15 protein-coding genes are annotated in these 23,279 nt (G+C 42.6%); 14 read left to right on the top strand and 1 reads right to left on the bottom strand.

The window, feature by feature from the left end; translation table 11 throughout:
• Window positions 1–8 precede the first annotated feature (8 nt).
• From DXD68_RS15360 to DXD68_RS15295, 14 genes are all read left to right on the top strand, one after another.
• Window positions 9–1,643 carry a RagB/SusD family nutrient uptake outer membrane protein gene (locus DXD68_RS15360; RefSeq protein ID WP_233577173.1) on the top strand — a complete coding sequence of 545 codons (1,635 nt, stop codon included), beginning with the start codon at window positions 9–11 and terminating at the stop codon, window positions 1,641–1,643.
• 112 nt (window positions 1,644–1,755) lie between these two features.
• Complete coding sequence (locus DXD68_RS15355) at window positions 1,756–3,324, top strand: sulfatase family protein (RefSeq protein WP_122362418.1); 1,569 nt, start codon at window positions 1,756–1,758, stop codon at window positions 3,322–3,324.
• Between the two features lie 83 nt (window positions 3,325–3,407).
• Entirely contained in the window at window positions 3,408–4,949 is a 1,542-nt protein-coding gene (locus DXD68_RS15350; RefSeq protein ID WP_122362417.1) for an arylsulfatase, read from the top strand.
• A gap of 28 nt (window positions 4,950–4,977) precedes the next feature.
• On the top strand, window positions 4,978–6,417 hold the full coding sequence (locus DXD68_RS15345) for a sulfatase (RefSeq protein ID WP_122362416.1): 1,440 nt from the start codon (window positions 4,978–4,980) through the stop codon (window positions 6,415–6,417).
• 61 nt (window positions 6,418–6,478) lie between these two features.
• Complete coding sequence (rpsF, locus tag DXD68_RS15340; RefSeq protein ID WP_028726943.1) at window positions 6,479–6,832, top strand: 30S ribosomal protein S6; 354 nt, start codon at window positions 6,479–6,481, stop codon at window positions 6,830–6,832.
• A 2-nt stretch (window positions 6,833–6,834) separates the two neighbouring features.
• Window positions 6,835–7,104, top strand: coding sequence for a 30S ribosomal protein S18 (rpsR, locus tag DXD68_RS15335; RefSeq protein WP_008152409.1), 270 nt, complete (start codon window positions 6,835–6,837; stop codon window positions 7,102–7,104).
• A gap of 21 nt (window positions 7,105–7,125) precedes the next feature.
• Window positions 7,126–7,569, top strand: a complete 444-nt coding sequence (gene rplI / locus DXD68_RS15330; RefSeq protein WP_122362415.1) for a 50S ribosomal protein L9 — start codon at window positions 7,126–7,128, stop codon at window positions 7,567–7,569.
• Window positions 7,570–7,808: 239 nt separating this feature from the next.
• Window positions 7,809–9,023 carry an N-acetylmuramoyl-L-alanine amidase gene (locus DXD68_RS15325; protein ID WP_122362414.1) on the top strand — a complete coding sequence of 405 codons (1,215 nt, stop codon included), beginning with the start codon at window positions 7,809–7,811 and terminating at the stop codon, window positions 9,021–9,023.
• 23 nt (window positions 9,024–9,046) lie between these two features.
• Window positions 9,047–9,931, top strand: coding sequence for an MlaD family protein (locus tag DXD68_RS15320; RefSeq protein ID WP_122353848.1), 885 nt, complete (start codon window positions 9,047–9,049; stop codon window positions 9,929–9,931).
• Between the two features lie 365 nt (window positions 9,932–10,296).
• Window positions 10,297–11,694: a chromosomal replication initiator protein DnaA gene (gene dnaA, locus DXD68_RS15315; RefSeq protein WP_122353847.1), complete on the top strand. Its 1,398-nt coding sequence runs from the start codon at window positions 10,297–10,299 to the stop codon at window positions 11,692–11,694.
• 255 nt (window positions 11,695–11,949) lie between these two features.
• Window positions 11,950–14,487, top strand: a complete 2,538-nt coding sequence (locus tag DXD68_RS15310) for an adenosylcobalamin-dependent ribonucleoside-diphosphate reductase (protein WP_122362413.1) — start codon at window positions 11,950–11,952, stop codon at window positions 14,485–14,487.
• Between the two features lie 131 nt (window positions 14,488–14,618).
• Window positions 14,619–17,306 (top strand): 4-alpha-glucanotransferase, encoded by a 2,688-nt coding sequence (locus tag DXD68_RS15305; RefSeq protein WP_122362412.1) that lies wholly within the window; start codon window positions 14,619–14,621, stop codon window positions 17,304–17,306.
• A 520-nt stretch (window positions 17,307–17,826) separates the two neighbouring features.
• A complete protein-coding gene (locus tag DXD68_RS15300) occupies window positions 17,827–18,606 on the top strand; it encodes a DUF4469 domain-containing protein (RefSeq protein ID WP_122362411.1) in 780 nt (259 codons plus the stop codon).
• A gap of 218 nt (window positions 18,607–18,824) precedes the next feature.
• Window positions 18,825–22,742 (top strand): hypothetical protein, encoded by a 3,918-nt coding sequence (locus DXD68_RS15295; protein ID WP_122362410.1) that lies wholly within the window; start codon window positions 18,825–18,827, stop codon window positions 22,740–22,742.
• Window positions 22,743–22,839: 97 nt separating this feature from the next.
• Here the strand turns inward: DXD68_RS15295 and DXD68_RS15290 are convergent, their stop codons facing one another.
• Window positions 22,840–23,199 (bottom strand): polymer-forming cytoskeletal protein, encoded by a 360-nt coding sequence (locus tag DXD68_RS15290; RefSeq protein WP_199715695.1) that lies wholly within the window; start codon window positions 23,197–23,199, stop codon window positions 22,840–22,842.
• Window positions 23,200–23,279: the final 80 nt, after the last annotated feature.

The raw sequence follows: 23,279 nt of genomic DNA, 5'->3' as shown, positions 1-23,279 counted from the left end.
TGTATACAATGATTAAATCAAATAAAATAATAAGAACGATTGGTCTGGCAGCAGTTTCTCTGTTATTGCTGGGTGGTTGTGACATGGATCGCTATCCGTTGACTAGTTTTAGTGAAGAGACTTTTTACCATGATGAGGCGAATGTAAAATTAGCTTTGAATGGTTTATATCGCGGAGGTATTACTTTGGGAGTTGATTACAATGTCTCTGACTGGTGGGCATATAGCGCAACGATTCTTTTGGATGGTATATCCGATATCGGTTATGATCGTCGCGGTTTTAATAATGCGATAGGACAGTTGACTGCCGGAACAATTACGGAAACCAATCTATGGGTTACCAATCTTTATCAGAAACCTTATAAGCGAATAAGTGCTTGTTGTCGTTTTATTGATGGTTTGGATGCACTAACCAATGAGAATGCAGAGATGGAACGAATGAAAGCTGAAGCTCGTTTCATCCGTGCGGTTCAGTATTTTTATCTGGCTTCTTTTTATCATGATGTTCCTCTTGTAACTAAAACAATGACCCTGGAGGAAGCAAATAGCGTGACAAAATCTGCACGGGCTGAGGTTCTGAAATATGCGGCAGATGAGCTGAAAGCTGTTTCTGAAATACTGCCCCGTCATAAAGATTTGCCTTCTTCGGAACAGGGACGGGCTACGGCTCAGGCTGCATTGGTCTATCTAGCACGTACCTATCTTGTGATGGAAGATTTTACGAATGCTGCGGCTGCTTGCGAACAGATTATCTCCTGGGGTGATAATGCGCTGGATTCGAATTATCAAACTTTGTTCTATCAGTCCGGAGAAGGTAGCAGCGAACATATTTTCGCGACTCAGTTTGTCGACGATCTTGCCGGAACGGGTTTGCCGCAGCATGCTTATCCGATCAAAGACGGTGGTTGGTGTTTGATAAATATCTCGAACCATTTGTTTGAAGCATACGATTTTCTGGATGGAACGCCTTTCAGCTACGAGGATGCACGTTTCAACAAGGCTAATTTCGGAGCGAATCGTGATCCTCGTCTGGATTATACGCTTTATTATGAAGGTGCTACTTTTAGAGGTACTGTGTATCATTGTAATCCGGAGAGCACGACTGCTGATAAAATCGGACCGGGACAGACAACGCAAACGGGATATCTTTTACGTAAATATCTGGACGAGTCCTGGAGTGGAAATGTAAACTCTTATGGTGTGAATGTTCCGTTGGCGCGTTATGCCGATGTCTTGTTAATGTATCTTGAAGCCAAAGTTCGTGGTGGTGAAGCGATCACGCAGCAGTTGTTGGATCAGACGATCAATGCAGTTCGGGGACGTCAGAGTGTAGGTATGCCGGCATTGACAGAAACGAATCCGGATAAGCTGTTTAAACTGATTCAGAAAGAAAGAATGGTTGAGCTGGCTTTCGAAGGATGGAGATTGTGGGATTTGTTCCGTTGGGGTATTGCTGAAGAGAAGTTGAATGCCGATATTTACGGTTCGCCGTTTTATGTGTCGGATCAGAGCTTGATGAAGATGAAAGACGGGCAACCGGATCCGTATAACCGTTGGTATGTAAACACACGTAGTTTCCAGAAAGGACAGGATATCTGGCCGATCCCATTGGCTGAAAAGAATATTAATCCGAATTTACGTTGACACCTTTGAAGACTGATTTTGGATGATGATAGGAATCAAAGGCTGTCTCATGAGAGTGGGACGGCCTTTTGATTATAAAGAAAAGAAATACGAATAAAAAAATAGAGATAGTATGAATATTAAATTGGAGTTAATATACGGATTAAGCTTGGTCTCTCTTGCAGGCTGTGGTGGTTCAGCTTCCAAATCCGGTGAAAGTAAGCAGGCGAAAACACAACCCAATGTGATCTTTATTGTGGCTGACGATTTAGGATATGGTGATATGAGTTGCTATGGTGCCCATCGTATCAGTACGCCGAATGTAGACCGGCTGGCTTCTGATGGGTTACGTTTTACAGATGCACATGCGGTCGCATCGACCAGTACTCCTTCCCGTTATTCTTTGTTTACAGGGCTTTATAGCTGGCGTCGCAACGATACCGGGATTGCGACAGGAGATGCGGGTATGGTCATTCGTCCGGAACAAACGACAGTTGCCGATATATTCAAGTCTGCCGGTTATACTACCGGTGCGATCGGTAAATGGCATTTAGGGATGGGAGCAGAAGCCGGTACGCAGGACTGGAACGGCACGGTGACACCCGGACCGGGTGATCTGGGCTTTGATTATTCTTATTTGATGGCTGCAACAGGCGACCGTGTCCCCTGTGTGTGGATGGAAAACCAGAAAGTCGCCAATTATGATCCGTCGGCTCCTATATCTGTCAGTTATAAAGAGCCTTTCCCCGGAGAACCTTTAGGTAAAGATCATCCGGAGCTTTTAACCAAGTTGAAACCTTCTCTTAACCATGGGCATGACATGGCGATAGTGAACGGTATCTCTCGTATAGGTTATATGAAGGGAGGCGGTACGGCTCTTTGGGAAGATGAAAATATTGCCGATTCGATTGCGACTAAGGCTGTCCGGTTTATCGACCTGCATAAGGATGCTCCTTTCTTCCTGTATGTCGGAACGAATGATGTCCATGTTCCGCGCTATCCGCATGAACGTTTTCGTGATAAAAGCGGCATGGGGTATCGGGGGGATGCAATCCTGCAATTCGACTGGACTGTCGGTGAAATTATAAAAGCACTTGAAGCTGCCGGTATTTATGAAAACACGATGATTGTACTAACGAGCGATAATGGTCCTGTTGTCGATGACGGATATGCGGATCGTGCAGTGGAACTATTGGGGGATCATCGTCCGTGGGGAGATTTTCGCGGTGGTAAATATAGTAACTTTGAAGCAGGAACACGTGTTCCATTTATCGTTTGCTGGCCCGAACAAGTGAAACCGGGTGTGTCCGATGCCTTGTTTTCTCATATCGATATGTTCGCATCGATGGAAAAGCTGACAGGTCAGGAGATGAGCGCGGAAGCTGGATCGGATAGCCATGACTACCTGACGGTATTGACCGGCAAGAGCCAGAAGGGACGTGAATATGTAATCGAATCTTCCGGTTCATTATCTATCAGTGACGGCGAATGGAAATACATTACCCCGAACAATGGGCCTGCATATAATAAGCTGACAAATACGGAACTTGGCAATTCAAAAGAAGATCAGCTTTATAATCTTCGTGAGGATATTGGTGAAAAGAACAACCTTTCGTCTCAGTATCCTGAAAAAGTCTCGGCTTTCAAAAAGATACTTGAGCAAGAAAAGCAAAAAGGATTTCAGGAAGCATGGAAAAATTAAGATATAAGCTGAGGTTTTAGTTATGCACCATAAAATTCAGGCAGATATGTACTAAATCATATCTGCCTGTAAAAATTATTACCATGAAAAAAAACATATTATACTATACGGCTATTGCCGGTTTAGTTCCTTCCGGTGTGTTATGTAATACTCTTGACCTAAAGGAAAGTGAACAAACTAAACCCAATATTATTTATATTCTTGCCGATGATCTGGGATATGCAGAGTTGGGGTGTTTTGGACAGGAAAAAATAGAAACTCCGAATATCGACCAACTGGCTGCTGAAGGCATGCGTTTTACGAACCATTATAGCGGACAGGCTGTATCAGGACCATCGCGTTGTTCCCTGTTTACAGGACTCCATTCCGGTCATGCTTATATTCGCGGCAATGATCCGGTCGCTTCACGCGGAGATGTCTGGAATTATAGAGCGATGGTCGCAGATTCGACTTTAGAAGGCCAACGGCCTGTTCCTGCAAACACAATCATGATCCCCCGCAAGTTGAAGGAAGCTGGTTATGCCACTGCTTGCATCGGCAAATGGGGGCTAGGCTGGCCCGGGTCGGAAAGTACACCCAATAAAATGGGATTCGATTTCTTTTATGGGTATAACTGTCAGCGGATGGCGCATACGTATTATCCTCCGTTCTTGTATCGGAATGAATCCAGGGAATATATAGATAACGAGTTAGTAGTTCCTGGTACTAAACTGGATGAAGGAGCAGATGTATTGAATGAAGAGAATTATCGTAAGTTTACGCAGTCGGAGTATACTCCGGATCTGATGTATCATGAGTTACTGAACTTTGTGGAACATTCGGCAAGTGAACCTTTCGCATTGTTTTGGACAACGCCGGTTCCGCATGTTCCTTTGCAGGCTCCGGAACGTTGGGTAAAGTATTATGTGGACAAATGGGGAGATGAGAAACCGTATTTGGGAGAGGCTGGTTATTATCCATGCCGTTACCCACATGCGACGTATGCAGCAATGATCAGCTATTGGGATGAACAGATTGGTGGTCTGGTCCGGCAGTTGAAGGAGTTGGGTATATATGAAAACACAGTAATTATCTTTACCAGTGATAATGGACCGACTTTTAATGGCGGAGCAGACTCTCCTTATTTCGATAGTGCCAAGCCTTTTAAAAGTGAAGCAGGCTGGGGTAAGGCTAATTTGCGGGAAGGTGGAATCCGTGTGCCGATGATAGCTGTATGGCCCGGACATATAGAATCGGGGGTAACTTCTGATCTGTTGTCTGCATTTTGGGATATGATGCCGACAATGTGTGAGATAGCCGGTGTCGACTGTCCGCCGACGGACGGCATTAGCATGTTACCGGAAATGACCGGAAAAACTGAACAACAGAAAAAGCATGAGTTTCTTTACTGGGAATTTCCGGAGTCCGGAGGTCAACGGGCTGTTCGTATGGGAGAATGGAAAGCTTTTGTTGGTGATATAAAGAAAGGAAATCGGAACATAGAATTATATAATTTGACGAAAGATCCCCGCGAACAGCAGGATGTTTCTTCTGAACATCCTGATTTGGTAGAAAAGGCGTTAAACATATTCCGTTCACAACATACCGAACCGGTTGTTGAGGGATTTAGAATGCCAGTTTGGTAAAGAGTCAACTATTATACAAATTAATATTATGGGAATAAATAATACTTTACACCCTTATTTGTACTTCTGGGTCTGTTCTTTAGCTGCGGTTCCTAGTCTCGCAGTAGCATCCGATCGTCCGAATATCATATTGATCAATATAGATGATTTGGGATGGACAGATATGAGTAATAACGGAAGCCAATATTATGAAACTCCAAATATCGACCGTCTTCGTGAAAAAGGTATCTGGATGAATGAAGCGTATGCTGGTGCAGCGAACAGTGCTCCCAGTCGTGCTTGTTTACTGACCGGAAGGTATACACCTCGGCATGGTATTTATACGGTCGGGGAACCTAACCGTGGTGATGCCAGTAAACGTAAATTGGTTGCAATTCCGAACCGGACATCATTGGAACCGGGTATCCGGCTTCTTCCGGAAGTATTAAAAGATTTCGGTTACCAGACTTGCCATATAGGGAAATGGCATGTAACTGAAAATCCGTTACTAAATAGTGTTGATATTAATATTGCAGGAAATCATGCCGGACATCCTAAAAGCTACTTTTCTCCTTATTATAATGAAGATTTGACAGATGGTCCGGAAGGGGAATATTTGATGGATCGGTTAGGTTTGGAAGCTGTTGATTATCTTCGGAAAGTAGATAAGAGTAAACCATTCTTTCTATATTATGCGACGTATGCAGTGCATACTCCTTTACAAGCAAAAGCTGACCTGATTGATAAATATAGAAAAAAGCCGTCGACATCGGCTCACGATAATCCAGTTTATGCCGCTATGGTGGAGAATATGGACTGGAATATCGGAAGAGTACTTGATGAGGTACAGGCTTTGGGAATAGAGGAAAATACTTTTATTGTATTTACTTCAGATAATGGAGGAGTATATGGAATATCACGTCAGTGGCCTTTAAGAGCAGGAAAAGGTTCTTTTTATGAAGGAGGAATTCGAATACCGATGGTTATTTATCAGAAAGGTAAATATGAGAAACGGGAAATTTGTAATATACCGGTCATGCAGCTCGATTTGTTTCCCACATTTTTGGAAATAGCCGGAGTAAGACAGTCTGATTTACTGTTGGATGGAGTCAGTCTTCTTTCGTTATTGGCGGGGAATGAAACAGGTTTTAAGGGGAGGCCGTTGTTCTGGCATTTTCCTGCTTATTTAGAAGGGAATGAAAAAGAAACGGTTGAGACTGGTAATGATGGTTTCCGCACACGACCGGTTTCTGTGATCCGAGTGGATGATTGGAAGCTAATTGAAAATTATGAGACTGGGAATGTTGAACTGTATAATGTCCGGACGGACGTGTCTGAAAAGGAGAATCTGGCTTTGCAGAATAAAGACAAGCGAGATGAATTGTTCGATTGGTTGCAGGTATGGAAACAAAAGGTAGAAGCTCCGATTCCTACAATGCTTAATCCTGAGTATGAATGTAGTTTTTTTGAAACAAAGTTTGCAGAATAAAAAAAACTCCTTACCTTTGCCCCGCAAATTTTTAAGTACTAACAATATAAAACAGCGTTTTATGAACAATTATGAAACCGTTTTCATTTTAACTCCCGTTTTGTCTGACGCACAGATGAAGGAAGCGGTAGAAAAATTCACGAACATTCTGAAAGAACAGGGTGCTGAAATCGTGAACGAAGAAAATTGGGGATTGCGCAAATTAGCTTATCCTATCGACAAGAAAACAACAGGCTTCTATCAGCTGGTTGAATTCAAGGCAAATCCGGAAACTATCGCTACACTGGAAGTTAACTTCCGTCGTGACGAACGTGTGATCCGTTTCTTGACATTCCGTCAGGACAAATATGCAGCAGAATATGCAGCTAAGAGAAGAAATCTGAAATCATCTAAAGAAACAGTAAAGGAGAATTAATCATGGCAGTAACTCAATCAGAAATCAGATATTTAACTCCGCCTTCAGTAGACGTTAAGAAAAAGAAATATTGCCGTTTCAAAAAGAACGGTATCAAGTATATCGATTACAAAGATCCTGAATTCCTGAAGAAATTCCTGAACGAACAAGGTAAAATTCTTCCGCGTCGTATCACTGGTACTTCTTTGAAGTTCCAGCGTCGTATCGCTCAGGCTGTAAAAAGAGCTCGTCACCTGGCGTTGCTTCCTTACGTAACCGATTTAATGAAATAATAAAAAGAGAGGAGACAGAATATGCAAGTTATTTTGAAAGAAGACGTAATCAACTTAGGTTACAAAGACGATATCGTAACAGTAAAAGACGGTTACGGACGTAACTTTCTAATCCCCCAGGGTAAGGCAGTAATCGCTTCTGAGTCTGCTAAGAAAGTATTAGCTGAAAACCTGAGACAGCGTGCTCACAAATTGGCTAAGATCAAAGAAGATGCTCAGGCATTGGCTGCTAAGTTGGAAGGCGTTGCATTGACTATCGGTGCAAAGACCAGTTCAACAGGTACAATCTTCGGTTCTGTTACAAATATTCAGGTTGCTGAAGCTTTGGCAAAGGCTGGTTTTGAAGTAGAACGTAAGATCATCTATATTAAGGATGCTGTTAAGGAAGTAGGTAACTACAAAGCAATCCTTAAACTTCACAAAGAAGTTTCTGTAGAAATTCCTTTCGAAGTAGTTTCTGAATAATTCAGTAAACGATATAAAGTGAAAAGGGCAGTCCTTCGGGATTTGCCCTTTTTTATTTTCCGTCATTTCTTTTTATAAAACTGATTTGTTGCTTTCATGTTATTGGGCTAAATTTGTTTTCTAATATTGGATTCTCTTTGTTGTAAACAAGAGACGACCAATTATTTATAGAAAAAGACTTCGCTTAATCAGCAAAAAAATACTACATTTGCCCCGAATTTGCATAAAAATACTGTAAAATGGCTAGGATATCTTTTCTATGTATTAATCTGCTGATGGTCTTGTTTTTGACCCAGCCTGTACTTCAGGCGAGGGAGAAAACGTTTACTGTCGTGATTGATGCTGGTCATGGCGGAAAGGACCCGGGAGCGAGAGGTACGGTTATCAATGAAAAAGAAATCAATCTTTCAGTAGCTTTGAAATTGGGAGATAAGATATCTGCGAGCCACGATGATGTAAAAGTTATTTATACCCGCAAGACAGATCGCTTTATTGAGTTGGATGAACGTGCAAATATCGCGAATCGGAATAAGGCGGATCTTTTTATTTCTATCCATACAAATTCAGTTAAAAAGGGTAGTACAGCTCGGGGAACGGAAACATATACGTTGGGTTTGGCTCGTACTGATGAAAATCTGGCGGTGGCTATGCGTGAGAATTCGGCTATTTTACTGGAGGATAACTATGAACAAAAGTATGAAGGCTTTGATCCGAATTCTTCTGAATCCTATATTATCTTTGAGTTTATGCAAAATAAGCATATGGAACAAAGTATAGGTTTTGCCTCGGAGATACAAAAGTGTTTTGTGTCTGCTAAACGGGCTGACAGAGGGGTAAGACAGGCTGGCTTTTTGGTTTTAAGGAAAACGAGTATGCCGAGTGTATTGGTAGAACTGGGATATATTTCGAATCGCGATGAGGAACATTTTATGAAATCATCAGATGGACAAAATAAACTGGCAAATGCTTTGTTCGATGCATTTACTCGATATAAAAAAGAATATGACCGAAAGCAAGGAGGAGTATCGGGAGGAAGTTCTTCTTCCGGAAGCGTAACGACATCGGTAGAAATTTCTTATTTTGCAGATGAGCAAGTAGAAGAAGGGGGAGCACCCGGTAGCGAACAGGATATTCTAAATAGAAAGAAGAAGTCTTCCGTCTCTTCACAAAAAAGGCAGAGTACAACTACCGCTGCGAGAACAAAATCAGTCACAACAGGTAAAATTGTCTATAAAGTGCAAATTCTTACCTCGGATAAAAAACTTTCTTCGGGGGCAAAAGTGTTTAAAGGATATAAGAATGTGGATTACTTCGTGGAGAAAGGAATCTATAAATATACTTGTGGTGAAACGACTGATTTTGATTCGATCAGGAAGTTGCGCAGGCAGGTAGCTAAAGATTTTAAAGATGCGTTTATCGTAGCTTTTAAAGATGGCAAAAAGGTGAAATATTAAAGAGAAACATATAATTTAAAGGGATGAAAAGTATATTGACCAAAGAGGCAAAGATCGGACTTGTGAGTATAGTCAGTCTGGCATTGCTTTATTTCGGGATTAATTATCTGAAAGGTATAAATTTATTTAAACCGGTAAATCATTATTTTGTCACATTTCATAATGTAAAAGATGTAACAGTCTCTAGTCCTGTTTTCATTGACGGTTTTAAAGTGGGGTTGGTGAGAAGTATTGTTTATGATTATGAGAATACTGATAAAATAACGGTTGAGATCAGCCTTGACGATGAGATGCGGTTGACTTCAGGGAGTTATATAACTATTATAAAGACGCTTTTAAGTGGTGGAGAGCTTCATATTCATCTAAATAAATATGTACAAGACTATTTGAAACCAGGTGCTACAATCGAGGGGCGCATGGAGGAGGATATGATGCAGGCCGTACAGGAAAAGATCTTGCCGGGGGTAGAAGTGCTTTTGCCTAAGCTGGATTCGATATTGGGCGGCTTACAGGCCTTGATCAATCATCCGGCAATATCTCAGTCCCTGGATCATATTGCGAAGACCACAGGGAATCTGGAGGTTTCCACCCGCCAACTGAATAGTTTGCTGAGTAAAGATGTTCCGGGTATCGTTTCTGACCTGAAAGTAATAACCGGTAATTTTAATGAAGTGAGTTCCGGATTGAAGGAGCTGGATTTGGCCACCACGGTCAATTCGATCAATGCAACTTTGGCGAACCTGCAACTAACTACAAACAAGCTGAATCAGAAGGATAATACATTGGGCTTATTGTTGAATGACAGGAGTTTATATAATAATTTGGATAGTACGATGCTGAATGCTTCCAGGTTGTTGCTGGATCTGAAGCAGAATCCGAAAAGATATGTTCATTTTTCTGTTTTTTGACCAAAAAGATGATTAAAGAGTCTAATCTTATTTAGAAATTTTCCAATTAAGGAAAAATATATATATACATAATTGTAGGCATGCATAAGGCCTTTAGATAGAGGAAAGTAACTTACTCTATAGGTCCTTTTGCATGGAAAACAGTGGGATAGCGTAGTTAATAAAAGTGCCCCAAAATAAAGGCTTCGTGAATAGATAAGTATGTAAGTGGCTGTAAATCAGTTTTATTTTTATAACTGCTTGAAAGTAAATGGGATATTAAACATTCAAAAGAACCAAATAATTCGGCACTTTTTTTTTACGAATTAATTTCTAAACTTTGTAGTCGGAAAAATAAAAAAGTATAGTTGGGAGAGTAATAAATCATGCAAACTGAATATCAGACATTGTGGAATAAATGCCTCGCTGTCATAAAAGACATCGTGCCGGAGGCCGCTTTTAACACATGGTTCATGCCGATCGTCCCGTTATCCTACGAGGATAATAAGTTCACGATCCAGGTGCCAAGCCAGTTCTTTTATGAATATCTAGAAGAGAAATACGTCAATGTACTGAAAGTTACATTGTATCGTGTGATTGGTCAGGGTACAATACTTAACTACCGTGTGATGGTAGATAAGACAACTGGTGGTACGGTGGATTATCCGGCAGAAAATGGTTCAGTAGCAGTAAAGAAAATAACTCCCAAAGATGCAAATAAGGCTCCTAATCCATTTATTCAAACTGCACCGCAGGATTTAGATCCTCAATTGAATCCCAAGTATAACTTTGATAACTATTTTGAAGGAACCAGTAATAAGTTGGTGCGTACAGCTGGTGAAGCCGTCGCTCAGAATCCCGGAAAAACAACATTTAATCCGCTGTTCATTTTCGGACCGTCTGGCGTTGGAAAGACACATTTGTGTCATGCTATAGGAACCCGTATCCGCGAACTCCATCCGGAAAAGAAGGTGTTATATGTTTCTTCCCACTTGTTTCGTGTACAGTTTACTGACGCGATCCGTAAAAATACGACGAATGACTTCTTGAATTTTTATCAAAATATCGACGTGTTGTTGCTGGATGATATCCAGGAATTGATCGGTATGGATAAGACTCAGAATACATTCTTTCATATATTCAATCACCTCCATCAGTTAGGTAAGCAGTTGATCCTTACTTCGGATAAGGCTCCTGTCGACCTGCAGGGTATGGAAGAGAGATTGATCACCCGTCTGAAATGGGGACTTACTGCTGAGTTAAGTCGTCCGGACTTGGATCTTAGAAAGAAAATCCTAAAGAATAAGATCAACCATGACGGTATCGTTATTCCGGATGAGGTATTTAACTTCATTGCAAATAATGTAACGGAAAATGTTCGTGACCTGGAAGGAATTCTTGTTTCGTTGATGGCAAATGCTGTTATCAATAATAAGGAAATAGATCTGCCTTTGACTAAGCGTGTCGTTAGTCAGGCTGTTCGCTTGGAAAAGAAGCAGCTTTCTGTTCAGATGATCCAGGAGATAGTTTGTAATTATTTCAATTTGGACCAGGCGGTTATTCAGACCCGTTCCAGAAAACGCGAAATAGTACAGGCTCGACAGATAACGATGTATCTTGCCAAAAAATATACGGATTGTTCATTCTCTCACATCGGTAAGATTGTCGGAAAGAAAGATCACGCAACTGTACTGCATGCATGTAAAACGATCAAAGATCAGATGGAAACGAGTAAATCTTTTCGTTCTTCAGTAGAAGAGATCGAAGTGAAGTTGAGAGGCTAATAAATCTCTACATATAAAGATTAAAAAGGATGTTATTTTTATAGCATCCTTTTCTGTTTTGGAAAACATAGGATTTGTCGATGTTTTCTTTTTGGAAAATAAATTTGATGATGTAAAAAGTTATTTTATTGATAATCATATGGTGTATAAAATGAAATGGAAAACCTTATATTTGTTTTGATTTTAGTTCTTGAATAATTTGGTCAATAAATAAAGTATTCTTAAACTTGCACTATTATTAATACAGTATTTATCGTGAACCATAAAACTTACACATTCGATGAAGCTTTTAAAGCTTCACTGGAGTACTTTACAGGCGATGAGCTTGCCGCTAAAGTATGGGTAAACAAGTATGCCTTGAAGGATGCATTCGGGAATATTTATGAGGAATCTCCCGTAGATATGCACCATAGGTTAGCTAATGAAATTGCTCGTGTTGAGAAAAAGTATCCTAATCCATTATCGGAGCAGGAACTTTATGACCTATTTGATCATTTCCGTTACATCGTTCCTCAGGGAAGTCCGATGACGGGAATTGGCAATGACTACCAGATTGCCTCACTCTCTAATTGTTTTGTTATAGGATTGGATGGATCAGCAGACTCATACGGGGCAATTATCCGTGTTGATGAAGAACAGGTTCAGTTAATGAAGCGCCGCGGAGGTGTAGGACATGACTTGTCTCATATCCGTCCGAAAGGCTCTCCTGTGAAGAACTCTGCATTGACATCGACAGGATTGGTGCCGTTTATGGAACGTTATTCCAATTCGACACGTGAGGTTGCACAGGATGGGCGTCGTGGTGCGTTAATGTTAAGTGTATCGATCAAACATCCGGATTCGGAGTCTTTCATCGATGCAAAAATGACAGAAGGCAAAGTCACAGGTGCCAATGTATCTGTAAAGATTGACGATGATTTTATGAATGCTGTGGTTAGCGGCAGTCCGTATAAACAACAATACCCGATCGATTCGAATGATCCGACAACGGTGAAAGAAATTGACGCACCGGCTTTGTGGAAGAAGATTATCCATAACGCATGGAAGTCTGCTGAACCCGGTGTATTATTCTGGGATACAATTCTTCGTGAATCAGTTCCGGATTCGTATGCAGATCTTGGTTTCCGTACGGTTTCTACGAACCCTTGTGGTGAAATACCTCTTTGTCCGTATGATAGCTGCCGTTTGCTGGCTATCAATCTTTATTCTTATGTTGTGAATCCGTTTACAAAAGATGCTTATTTTGACTATGATCTGTTTAAAAAGCATGTAGAACTGGCACAGCGTATTATGGATGACATTATCGATCTGGAATCAGAAAAGATCGAAAAGATCCTGGAAAAGATCGACTCTGATCCGGAATCGATGGAAGTGAAGGAAACTGAACGTCATTTGTGGGAAAAGATCCAGAAGAAGACATTGCAGGGACGTCGTACAGGTGTGGGTATCACAGCTGAGGGCGATATGATTGCCGCTTTAGGTCTGCGTTACGGAACAGAAGAGGCTACGGAATGTGCAGAGAAGATCCAAAAAACATTAGCTTTGGCAGCTTACCGTTCATCGGTAATGATGGCGAAAGAGCGTGGAGCTTTCGAAATTTACGATTCAAAACGTGAAGAGAAAAATCCGTTCATTAACCGTCTGCGTGAGGCTGATCCGGAACTGTACGCCGATATGCTGAAATACGGTCGTCGTAACATTGCCTGTCTGACGATTGCTCCGACTGGTACGACCAGTTTGATGACACAGACAACTTCCGGTATCGAACCTGTATTCCTTCCGGTATATAGACGCCGTCGGAAAGTAAATCCGAATGATGCGGAAGCCCGTGTCGATTTTGTGGATGAGACAGGAGATGCATTTGAAGAATATGTAGTATTCCATCATAAGTTTGTTACCTGGATGCAGGCCAACGGTTATTCCGTTACTAAGAAATATTCCCAGGAGGAAATTGATGAGCTGGTTGCTAAATCACCATACTATAAGGCTACATCGAATGATGTGGACTGGTTGCAGAAAGTCCGCATGCAGGGACGTATTCAGAAGTGGGTAGACCATTCTATCAGTGTAACCATCAACTTGCCGGCTGACGTGTCGGAAGAATTGGTGGATTCTCTGTATGTTGAAGCATGGAAGTGCGGCTGTAAAGGCTGTACGGTTTATCGTGACGGTTCACGTTCCGGTGTATTGCTGGCAACCGAAAAGAAGAAGAAAGACGATTGCAACTGTATGGAACCGCCGGTGATCGTTTCAACACGTCCGCGTGAACTGGAAGCCGATGTGGTTAAATTCCAGAATAATCGTGAGAAGTGGATCGCTTTCGTCGGTTTGCTGAACGGTCGTCCGTATGAGATCTTTACCGGGCTTGCAGATGATGATGAAGGTATTATGTTGCCGAAGAATGTTTCTAAAGGTACGATCATCAAGAGCTACGATGAAGATGGAAAGAAACATTATGACTTCCAGTTCAAGAATAAACGTGGTTATAAGATGACCATCGAAGGTTTGGACGGAAAGTTCGATCCTGAGTTTTGGAACTATGCAAAACTGATCTCCGGAGTATTACGTTACGGTATGCCTATCGACCAGGTTATCAAGCTGGTTCAGGGAATGGAACTGAATAATGAATCGATCAATACCTGGAAGAACGGTGTTGAACGTGCCTTGAAGAAATATCTGCCGAACGGTACGGAAGCAAAAGGACAGAAATGTCCGAACTGCGGTCTGGAAACCCTTATCTATCAGGAAGGGTGCCTGATCTGTACAAACTGCGGAGCTTCAAAGTGCGGATGATGGAAATGAGAATTGAAAATTGAAAATTGAAAATGAGAGAAGAAGGTGCTTTCTTCCTTTAATTTTCAATTTTCAATTCTCAATTTTCAATTAATTTCATATCTTCGTGGCCGGAACTAAATTTGATACACATGAAAGTCACCTTTAATATAAACTTCCATACCGTTTGGGGTCAGAAGTTATGTGTGGTTGGATCTATTCCCGAGCTTGGCTCATGGGAGCCTGCTTTGGCGAAAGAAATGAACTACAAAGGGGATGGAAACTGGCAGCTTGAGCTGGAACTTACATCGCCTCAGCAGACCATAGAATATCGCTACTTTTTAAGTATAAACGACAAACAGATATTTGAAGAATGGGAGAAAAATCATCAGGTAACATTTGAAGGACATGCCAATCATTATACGCTATATGATTACTGGCAGATACGTCCGGCTAATCTGGCCTTTTACTCTTCGGCTTTTACCAAAAGCCTGTTTGCACATCCCTGCAATACATATGAAAGAGTTGTAAAAAGCGGAAAGAAACTGACCATTAAGATATCTGCCCCTCGTGTTGAGAAATCGCAAAGTATTGCCATTACCGGGAATCAGGAATGTCTGGGAAACTGGCATCCGGATAAAGCGTTGATACTTAGTTGCGATACATTTCCTGACTGGCATATCGACCTGGATGCGAATGACATCACTTATCCGTTGGAATATAAATTCCTGGTATATGACAATGATAAACATCAACCTTTATACTGGGAGGAAGATGAGAACCGGAAACTCGACTTGCCTTCGCAGGATTTCGGAGAAACGGTAATGATCTCCGGATTGTATTTCCGTGATAATTTGCCTTTATGGCGGTGTGCGGGAACAGTTATCCCCGTATTTTCTTTACGTTCCGAACAAGGGTTCGGTGTCGGTGATCTGGGAGACTTGCGGATGCTGGTCGATTGGGCGAAGAAAACCCGCCAGCGTATTATTCAGGTATTGCCTATGAATGATACGACAATGAGTCATACCTGGATGGATTCTTATCCGTATAGTGCCATCTCCGTGTATGCCCTTCATCCGATGTATATCTGTCTGCCGCAGTTGGGAGAGCTGAAGGATGCAGGTCGTGTCGCTTTCTATAAAGCAAAACAAGAGGAACTGAATGCAAAAGACTTCGTAGATTATGAAGTTGCAGTAGGATATAAGCTGGCTTATTGCCGTGAGTTCTTCAGTCAGGAAGGACAGTCTGTTCTGTCGACTCCGGAATATCAGGAGTTCTTTGAACAGAACCAATCCTGGTTGGTCCCTTATGCTGCTTACAGCTATCTGCGTGAAAAGTATGGAACGTCCGACTTTAACAAATGGGATAAGAATGCGATCTATAATAAATCTCAGATACGTGAATTATGTTCGGAAGACAGTGGAGCATATCCGGAAATATCGTTCTATTATTTTCTGCAATATATACTCCATGTACAATTCAAGTCGGTGTCCGACTATGCTCGTAAAAACGGTATTGTCCTGAAAGGTGATCTTCCGATCGGAGTGAACCGGACCAGTATCGATGCCTGGACGGAGCCGCAGTATTTTAATATGAACGGTCAGGCCGGAGCACCTCCCGACGACTTCTCTATGGACGGACAGAACTGGGGATTCCCTACTTATAACTGGAATATCATGGAGAAAGACAATTTCTCCTGGTGGAAGAAACGTTTCCGTAAGTTGAGCGACTATTTCGATTGCTTCCGTATCGACCATATATTAGGTTTCTTCCGTATATGGGAAGTGCCGTTGGATTATATCCAGGGACTTTGCGGTCATTTTAATCCGGCTTTACCTCTTACCGAGGACGAGATAGAACAATATGGTATGGTATTCAACGAAGCCCGGTTTACGACACCGCATATTAACCGGAAGTTCCTGCCCGAACTATTTGGCGATTTAGCTGAAGAAGTGGAGGGAACCTATCTGGCCCAGTCTTCATCCAATCATTTTGTCTTGAAATCGTTCTGCGATACACAACGAAAGATTGAAACCCTGTTTTCCGGTAAAACAGACGGTGTTTCTTTGCGGATAAAACAGGGTTTGTTTGCCATAGCCAATGAAGTTCTGTTTTTGCGTGATCCGCAGGAAAAGGAAAAGTATCATCCCCGTATTTCCGCCAGTCATTCTTATATGTACGGTGAGTTGAATACTTCCGATAAGTATGCATTCGACCAGTTGTATTGGGACTTCTTCTATCACCGTCATAACGATTTTTGGAAAGCACAGGCATTTAAGCGTCTGACGCCATTGGTTGGAAGTACCAATATGTTGGTGTGCGGTGAGGATTTGGGAATGATACCTGATTCCGTACCCGATGTCATGAACAAACTTCAGATCCTTAGTCTCGAAATAGAACGGATGCCCAAGAGTCCGCAGAGTGAGTTCACCGATATGCATAATCTGCCTTATCATTCCGTTTGTACGACATCGACGCATGATATGTCGCCACTCCGGAACTGGTGGAAAGAAGACCGGGAAAAGATACAACGCTATTATAATAATGTATTACATTATGAGGGACAGGCACCGGAAGAATGTTCGTCGGAGATTGCTTCCCGTATTGTGGAAAATCATCTGGCGACAAACTCCATGCTGACCATTATCCCGTTACAGGATTGGTTTGCCATCGACGATACGGTAAAAAGGAAAGATATCGAATCGGAGCGGATCAATGTACCTGCCAATTCCAATCATTACTGGCGTTACCGGATGCATATCCCGTTGGAAAAACTAATCGAGGCAGACAGTCTGAACAACAAAATAGCGGAATTGATTAGAAAGTCTGAAAGGCGATAAACGTCGGAAAACATCTTACAGAGGACTGTATCGAAAAGTGCTAAATAACGCTTTCGACACAGTTCTTTTTTTATACTTTATGATATAAGATTTATGTTATAATTCATAGATCAATCTTCAATAGGTGTACCTTTCAAATAACCTTTACGTGCCATTTGATGGTTTGAAACCAGCCAAGACTTCCTCTTTCGTGTGGTGGTATCCACTAAATTTGATTTTTAGTAAAAATAGCTTAGTCCTGTATGAACTCTGGTTGTTTGGGGCAAAGATAAGAATTATCGACAAATACTACATTTATAATAGCGAATAATCAAGGTCCCTGTAAAAAAGAACAGTTATTTATCTGTTTTTTCCCTGTCGAAAGTACTGTTATGGTATCATGAAGTAAATCGTATCATACTTATATGAATTGGCCTTATTCATGTTCATAGGACTTTCAAAAGAAATTGATACTTCCTAAGCTTAATTTTCAAGGTAGACGCCAGAGTTCATACAGAACTCATTAAAACTAATAAAGCCTATGGCAACAAATGAACCCAGAAAACGAAGTATCGTTGCTACCTTGGTAGCTAACATGCTGACAGAGCGTGAAGACGACTTCACTGCCAACGTCACTTACGTGGCAAATCGCTCTATTGAAGATCTCTGCAATATTGCAGCAAGCGGAAAAAGTAAGTTTACAGCGTCCGAATTACTAGCCGCCCACAACGATCTGAAAGCGGTAGCCAAAGAAGAATTATACTCAGGTTCTACCGTAGAATTCGGTTTGACAAACAACTCGCTCGGAATAGACGGCCCCTTTATTGGTCCGAAAGCCAAATTCGATCCGGCAAAGAATAATGTAACCCTTCGCAGCACGCCTATTAAAGAAGTGAAAATGGATTTGAAAGGTATCAACGTGATCGTAGGTGAAGTAGTGGAAGGACTTCCGACCGTCACTAAACTGACTGATGTATTCTCCGGTTCTATAAATGCTAAAATCACCCCGGGCAACACTCTCAACGGTGAAGGTAAGCGCGTCAAGATAGTGGGAACTGAAGGTAACACCGTAGGTTTTTTCTTTATCAACTCAGAAACCGAAGCAGAAACAGCCGTTCCGATGACAGCCGTTTCGCGTAATGATCCTTCTTATTTCTCTTTCATTATCCCGGCATTGGCCGATGGTAAATACTATTTGGAAATAGCTTCCCAATATGGCGGCAACACCAAACAATTGTTGAAAGACGTACGCCGTAACCGTTTCCCTTACCTGCTGACAGTAGGGGATACCGGCGAGGATGACCGCCCTGTAATTGAATGACACTTTTTATGCGATCACCGTATGCGCTCGTATACGATGATCGTATCCTCTCACATACGACCGTCGTATACGGGAACATACGATGTCCGTATACGAGCGCATACGATGTCCGTATACGAGCGCATACGACAATCGTATATGCGCGGTACGAAACGGATCAATTTACGTAACCTGCGCAAATATCAAAGAACTTATACAATTTAAACAAGCATTTACTTATGAAACAAATAATACAGAAATACCGACTCTGGCTGCTTTGTCTGATGGGGGCGATGATGCTTTTGCCTGATAGGGCATGGGGCCAGCAGGTATTTGGCAACTGGGTATATGGTCAGGATGGAACATTTTCTTGTACGATCGATGGAGGCACGGTAACCATCAATTCCACTCGCCATACCGAAGAGACATTTGATACTGATGGTAATCTCATTCAGAGGTATGAAGGAACCATCAGCCATATCCAACTAAACAGTGGAACCCTGATCTTAAATGGTATTCTACAGTTGGCATCTGTTACGGCTACAGGTGGAATTATACAGATCCAAAACCCCCAAACTAATTATTTTAATCCTACCATTTCTAAGCTGGCAGTGAATGGGAATGTCGAAATAACAAGGCAAGGCGAAATCTTTTGTGATTATCTGTCTGATGATATGGTTATATCAGGCGGAAATGTCACCCTGTCGAACCTAACTATCAGCCCCAATAAAACAATATTAATGGAAGGTGGTACGGTGACAATGAAATCTGTCAGTTATTCGCACTCGTTGGATAAGGAAACAGTTTCTTGTGCTATCCTCCAAACTGGAGGGGAACTGACATTCAGAAATTGTAACTTCAGGCCGATCAATAGTTTGGAATCCTATTACCCGAAGAATATCGTCCAGACGGAAGGAGGGACATGCAACTTGAATAAAGATGCCGGGACACTAGAGGCAGGTGGATTCAATGTTACAAAAAGTGGTACATTGAAAATATCTGGCGGAACATTCGGGAAGACATTTTCCGGACTGGTTCCTTTCCCTTTTCATGTCTCGGAAGGTGGTAGCTTGATTATCGATGACGGAGTCTTTTTGGGTTCTATTCCAGTGGAAGGTAGTGAATTGACTATTAACGGGGGGACTTTCTATGGGCTTCAGTCGAAAAATGGGAAAATAACCATAAATGGCGGGAACTTTAACGCTACAGATTACTCTATAAGTGGACAGAAAATCAACAAGCCTATCATCATTGAAGGGGGCAATCTGACAATCACAGGTGGAGAATTTACGGCTGCCGAACATGAATCGGTCCGTGCGGCTATACAGATCCTGGCAGATGCGGAGGTTGAGCTTAGCGGAGGTGTTTATAATAATTGTGCTTTCCACATTGACCCGTCGGTCGGTCTCACACCAGAAAGCATGTTGGAGAAGGGATATGGCTACTTTACATTGACACAGGAGTTACAGCCGGACGTGCAATACAAAAACGATGCCATACAAAAATATGATAGGATACAAGTCAAGGCTCTTGATAGCGAATCCCCCGCGGATTATGGCAGGGAAGAGGCTTTGAAGGCCGACGTAGGACCGAATGGCAAAGATGTGACAGTCTTCGGGACGCAAATTCCATACAATTATGAGATCAATACGCCGGAAGGGCTGCTTTGGCTGATGACTGCGATTAATGGTTATTGGAATAAAGACTTCGAGGTCGAACTTCCCCAGACAGATTACTATAAAATAAACCAGGCTTCGGAAATCCAAATCACCGCCGACCTGGATATGGCCGGATATGAATGGGTTCCTATCTTTGTATTCTCTGCTGCGCTTTTGGATGGGCAGAACCACCGCATTTATAACCTGAAAGTGAATCAGACTTGTGCTACTTTCATGCAACAACTAGGCTCTTCGAGTAGACCGGCTTCTACTCTGGCTAATCTCGTGGTCAATGGTACATTCAACAGTAAAGACACAAAATATAATAGCAGGATAAACTCCGGTTCTTCCGGGCTTGTTTGCAACAATACGAATGGATATATCGTCAACTGCGGTGTGGAACAAAGCAAGTTGACCTCTAACTTCACAGATCCTTCCGTTGTCAGTAGTGCCGGATTGGTGGTGTTTAACGACAAGGTTATTCAAAACTGCTATTTTACCGGAGAGATAAGTATGAAGGAGACATATACGAAACCCAGTTGGGATGGAAGTAATAATGTCGGAGGAATTATCAGGGCAGGGGAGATTGCGGTTAATTGTCGCTCGGGTGCTTGCATCGAGAATACTTATTCTCATCTTTTCAAGCCTGTGTTTCATGAGGAGAAGTGCACTTCTCCTGAGTTGACAATCACAAAGGATCCGCTTATCGGCGAGCTGGTTGCCGAACCGGGAGATGGAACCATTGATGGTTTCAGAGCCACGGATTCGAAAGATGCATTGGATGCCTTGAATAATGGAGTTGAAGCGCACAAGTCTCTTCAAGGTGAGATCCCATGGAAATACTGGGTATGCAAAGACGAACGAAACGACGGTTTCCCGATCCTGGGAGAAAAGAACAAACCGTCCGTCATCGAATTTCCCCTCACCCTGAAAGCGGAAGGCCCCGGCACATTCGAAGGATATTATCTGACGGGAGAAGAGGAAGAGCAAGAAAAACATGATTTCCAGGCCGACACCACGATCATTTTTACAAATGCAAGAACTTTCCACGTTACGCCTAAGCCCGGCAAGGGGGCAACGTTGGTGGATGTCGTGAAAGTCGTGAAGAAATTGGAAGAGGGGGTAGAGAAGCTGGATTCCATTCCGCAGGTGGAGATAAAGACGAATGAAGAGTACAAGTTCCTGGCACAAGGATCCATTGAACTGGTTGCCCGGTTCCGTCTCGACACGTTGTATATCGAAAATGATACCACCGTATTGGGCGGATCGGATGAAATCACAAGCGTAGACAGGGTGGAAATCTCCGCATCCGGCTCGGAGGAAAATAAACCGGCAGTTGTGGAAATCGGCAACGTAACCGTCCAGTCGAAAGAGGATGGCGGAGACGGCGAAACCCCCGAGGGTAAAACGACCATCACCGAGGATGCGAACGTCATCCTCAAATTGTCGGGAACGAACGACCTCGGAACGCTCACCAATAATGGCTGTGTGACCATCGAAAAGGGTGATAATGCCGCAGAAGTGTCATTGGCAGCCAAGGTCATCAATACCGGTACATTAATCGACAACACCGGGTTGATCACGGAAGTTCTCGGTGAAGACGAAATTCCGCTTCTTTCCGTGCTAAAAGAAGAAGAAGCGGATAAAAACATCACATCGGGTGAAATCGCCTCTTTAAGTGCGAAAGCAACCGTTCCAGCCGATGCAACTGTCACTTTCCAATGGCAACGCGGAAGCGCTGGTACATGGACAGATATCGGAGAATCAACGACCTGCCCGGAACAGATTCCGGTGGTTATGCGAGCAATGACGCTTGATGCCGAACCGGAGGCCGTTTCCTATACGAATAATTACAGTGAGGCTTTGAACGCTCCGGGCACTTACGAGTATCGCTGCCTGATTAAACGGGAAGTAATTGGCGAAAAACCAGTCTCTACTACGCTAAGCGTTTATGGCACGGTGACGGTAGAACCGAAAACGGAGCCGGAACCTGATCCCACGCCGGATCCTGTACCTGATCCCACGCCCACGGTGGACAGTTACACGATCACCTTGCCGTCTGTGGTCGGTGCCACGACTGATCCGGTTGCCGGAGATTATACGGTAGAGGAGGGAAGCAGCTTCAGTTTCACTCTGACTTTGGATTCCGAATACAGCCAATCCGCCCCAGTTGTGAAAGCAGGCAACGAGACATTGCAGTCCGATGCCGATGGTCGCTACACGCTTGCGGATGTCTCTTGCGACCTGACGATCTCGATCACCGGCATCACGCCTGATCATCCGACTTCAAATGTCAATGTCGATATGCCCGTACGGGTTTGGAGTCATAAGGGCGTGTTGAGGTTGTATAGCGAAACGAAGGTAGTTGCGAGGATTATCACGTTTGACGGCCACCTCCATAAGACGTTGACCGTCTTAGGACACGTCACCGAAACGGATCTCCCGAAAGGCGTCTATTTTGTACTGATCAAAAGAGAAGTTTTCAAACTTATGAATTAGGTAGACTTCTAAACGAAGCAGCATGAAATAAGGAGGGTATGCCGGACACCGGAAGGTGTTTTGGGCATACCCTTTTATTTTTGTAGATGTGATCGGTTCAGGCTTTTTCCCCTGACATATTACAAACTCCGTTGAAACGGGCATTCGGTTCTATTTCAAGCGACTGTGCAAACACATCCCCTTTGATATTTGCCGTAGCTTTCAGGACTAATTTTTCACTGACACGTACGGAACCTTCTACTTCGCCCAGGATCTCGGCATTGGAAGAGACAATATTACCGATGACTTGTCCTTTCGGTCCGACAACGATCTTGCCGTTACAACTGATATCGCCTTCTACCTGGCCGTCTAATCTGAAATCGGTTTCTGTAATAATATTACCTTTTACGGTTGTTCCGGTGGCAAGGGTGTTATGTAGGCCACCAGCAGAGTTTTCGTCTTTTTGTTTTATTCCCATCATGATACTTTGTTGCTTGAATCGCAAATATAGACTATTTTTTTGCAGAAAGGTTTACTTTATCTACTTTTACAGATAAA

Origin of the sequence: Parabacteroides sp. TM07-1AC (genome assembly GCF_003480915.1) — a bacterium.
Taxonomy (GTDB): Bacteria; Bacteroidota; Bacteroidia; order Bacteroidales; family Tannerellaceae; genus Parabacteroides; species Parabacteroides chongii.
The sequence above is the reverse complement of the archived record's forward strand: the minus strand, read 5'-3'. Positions and strand labels throughout refer to the sequence as shown.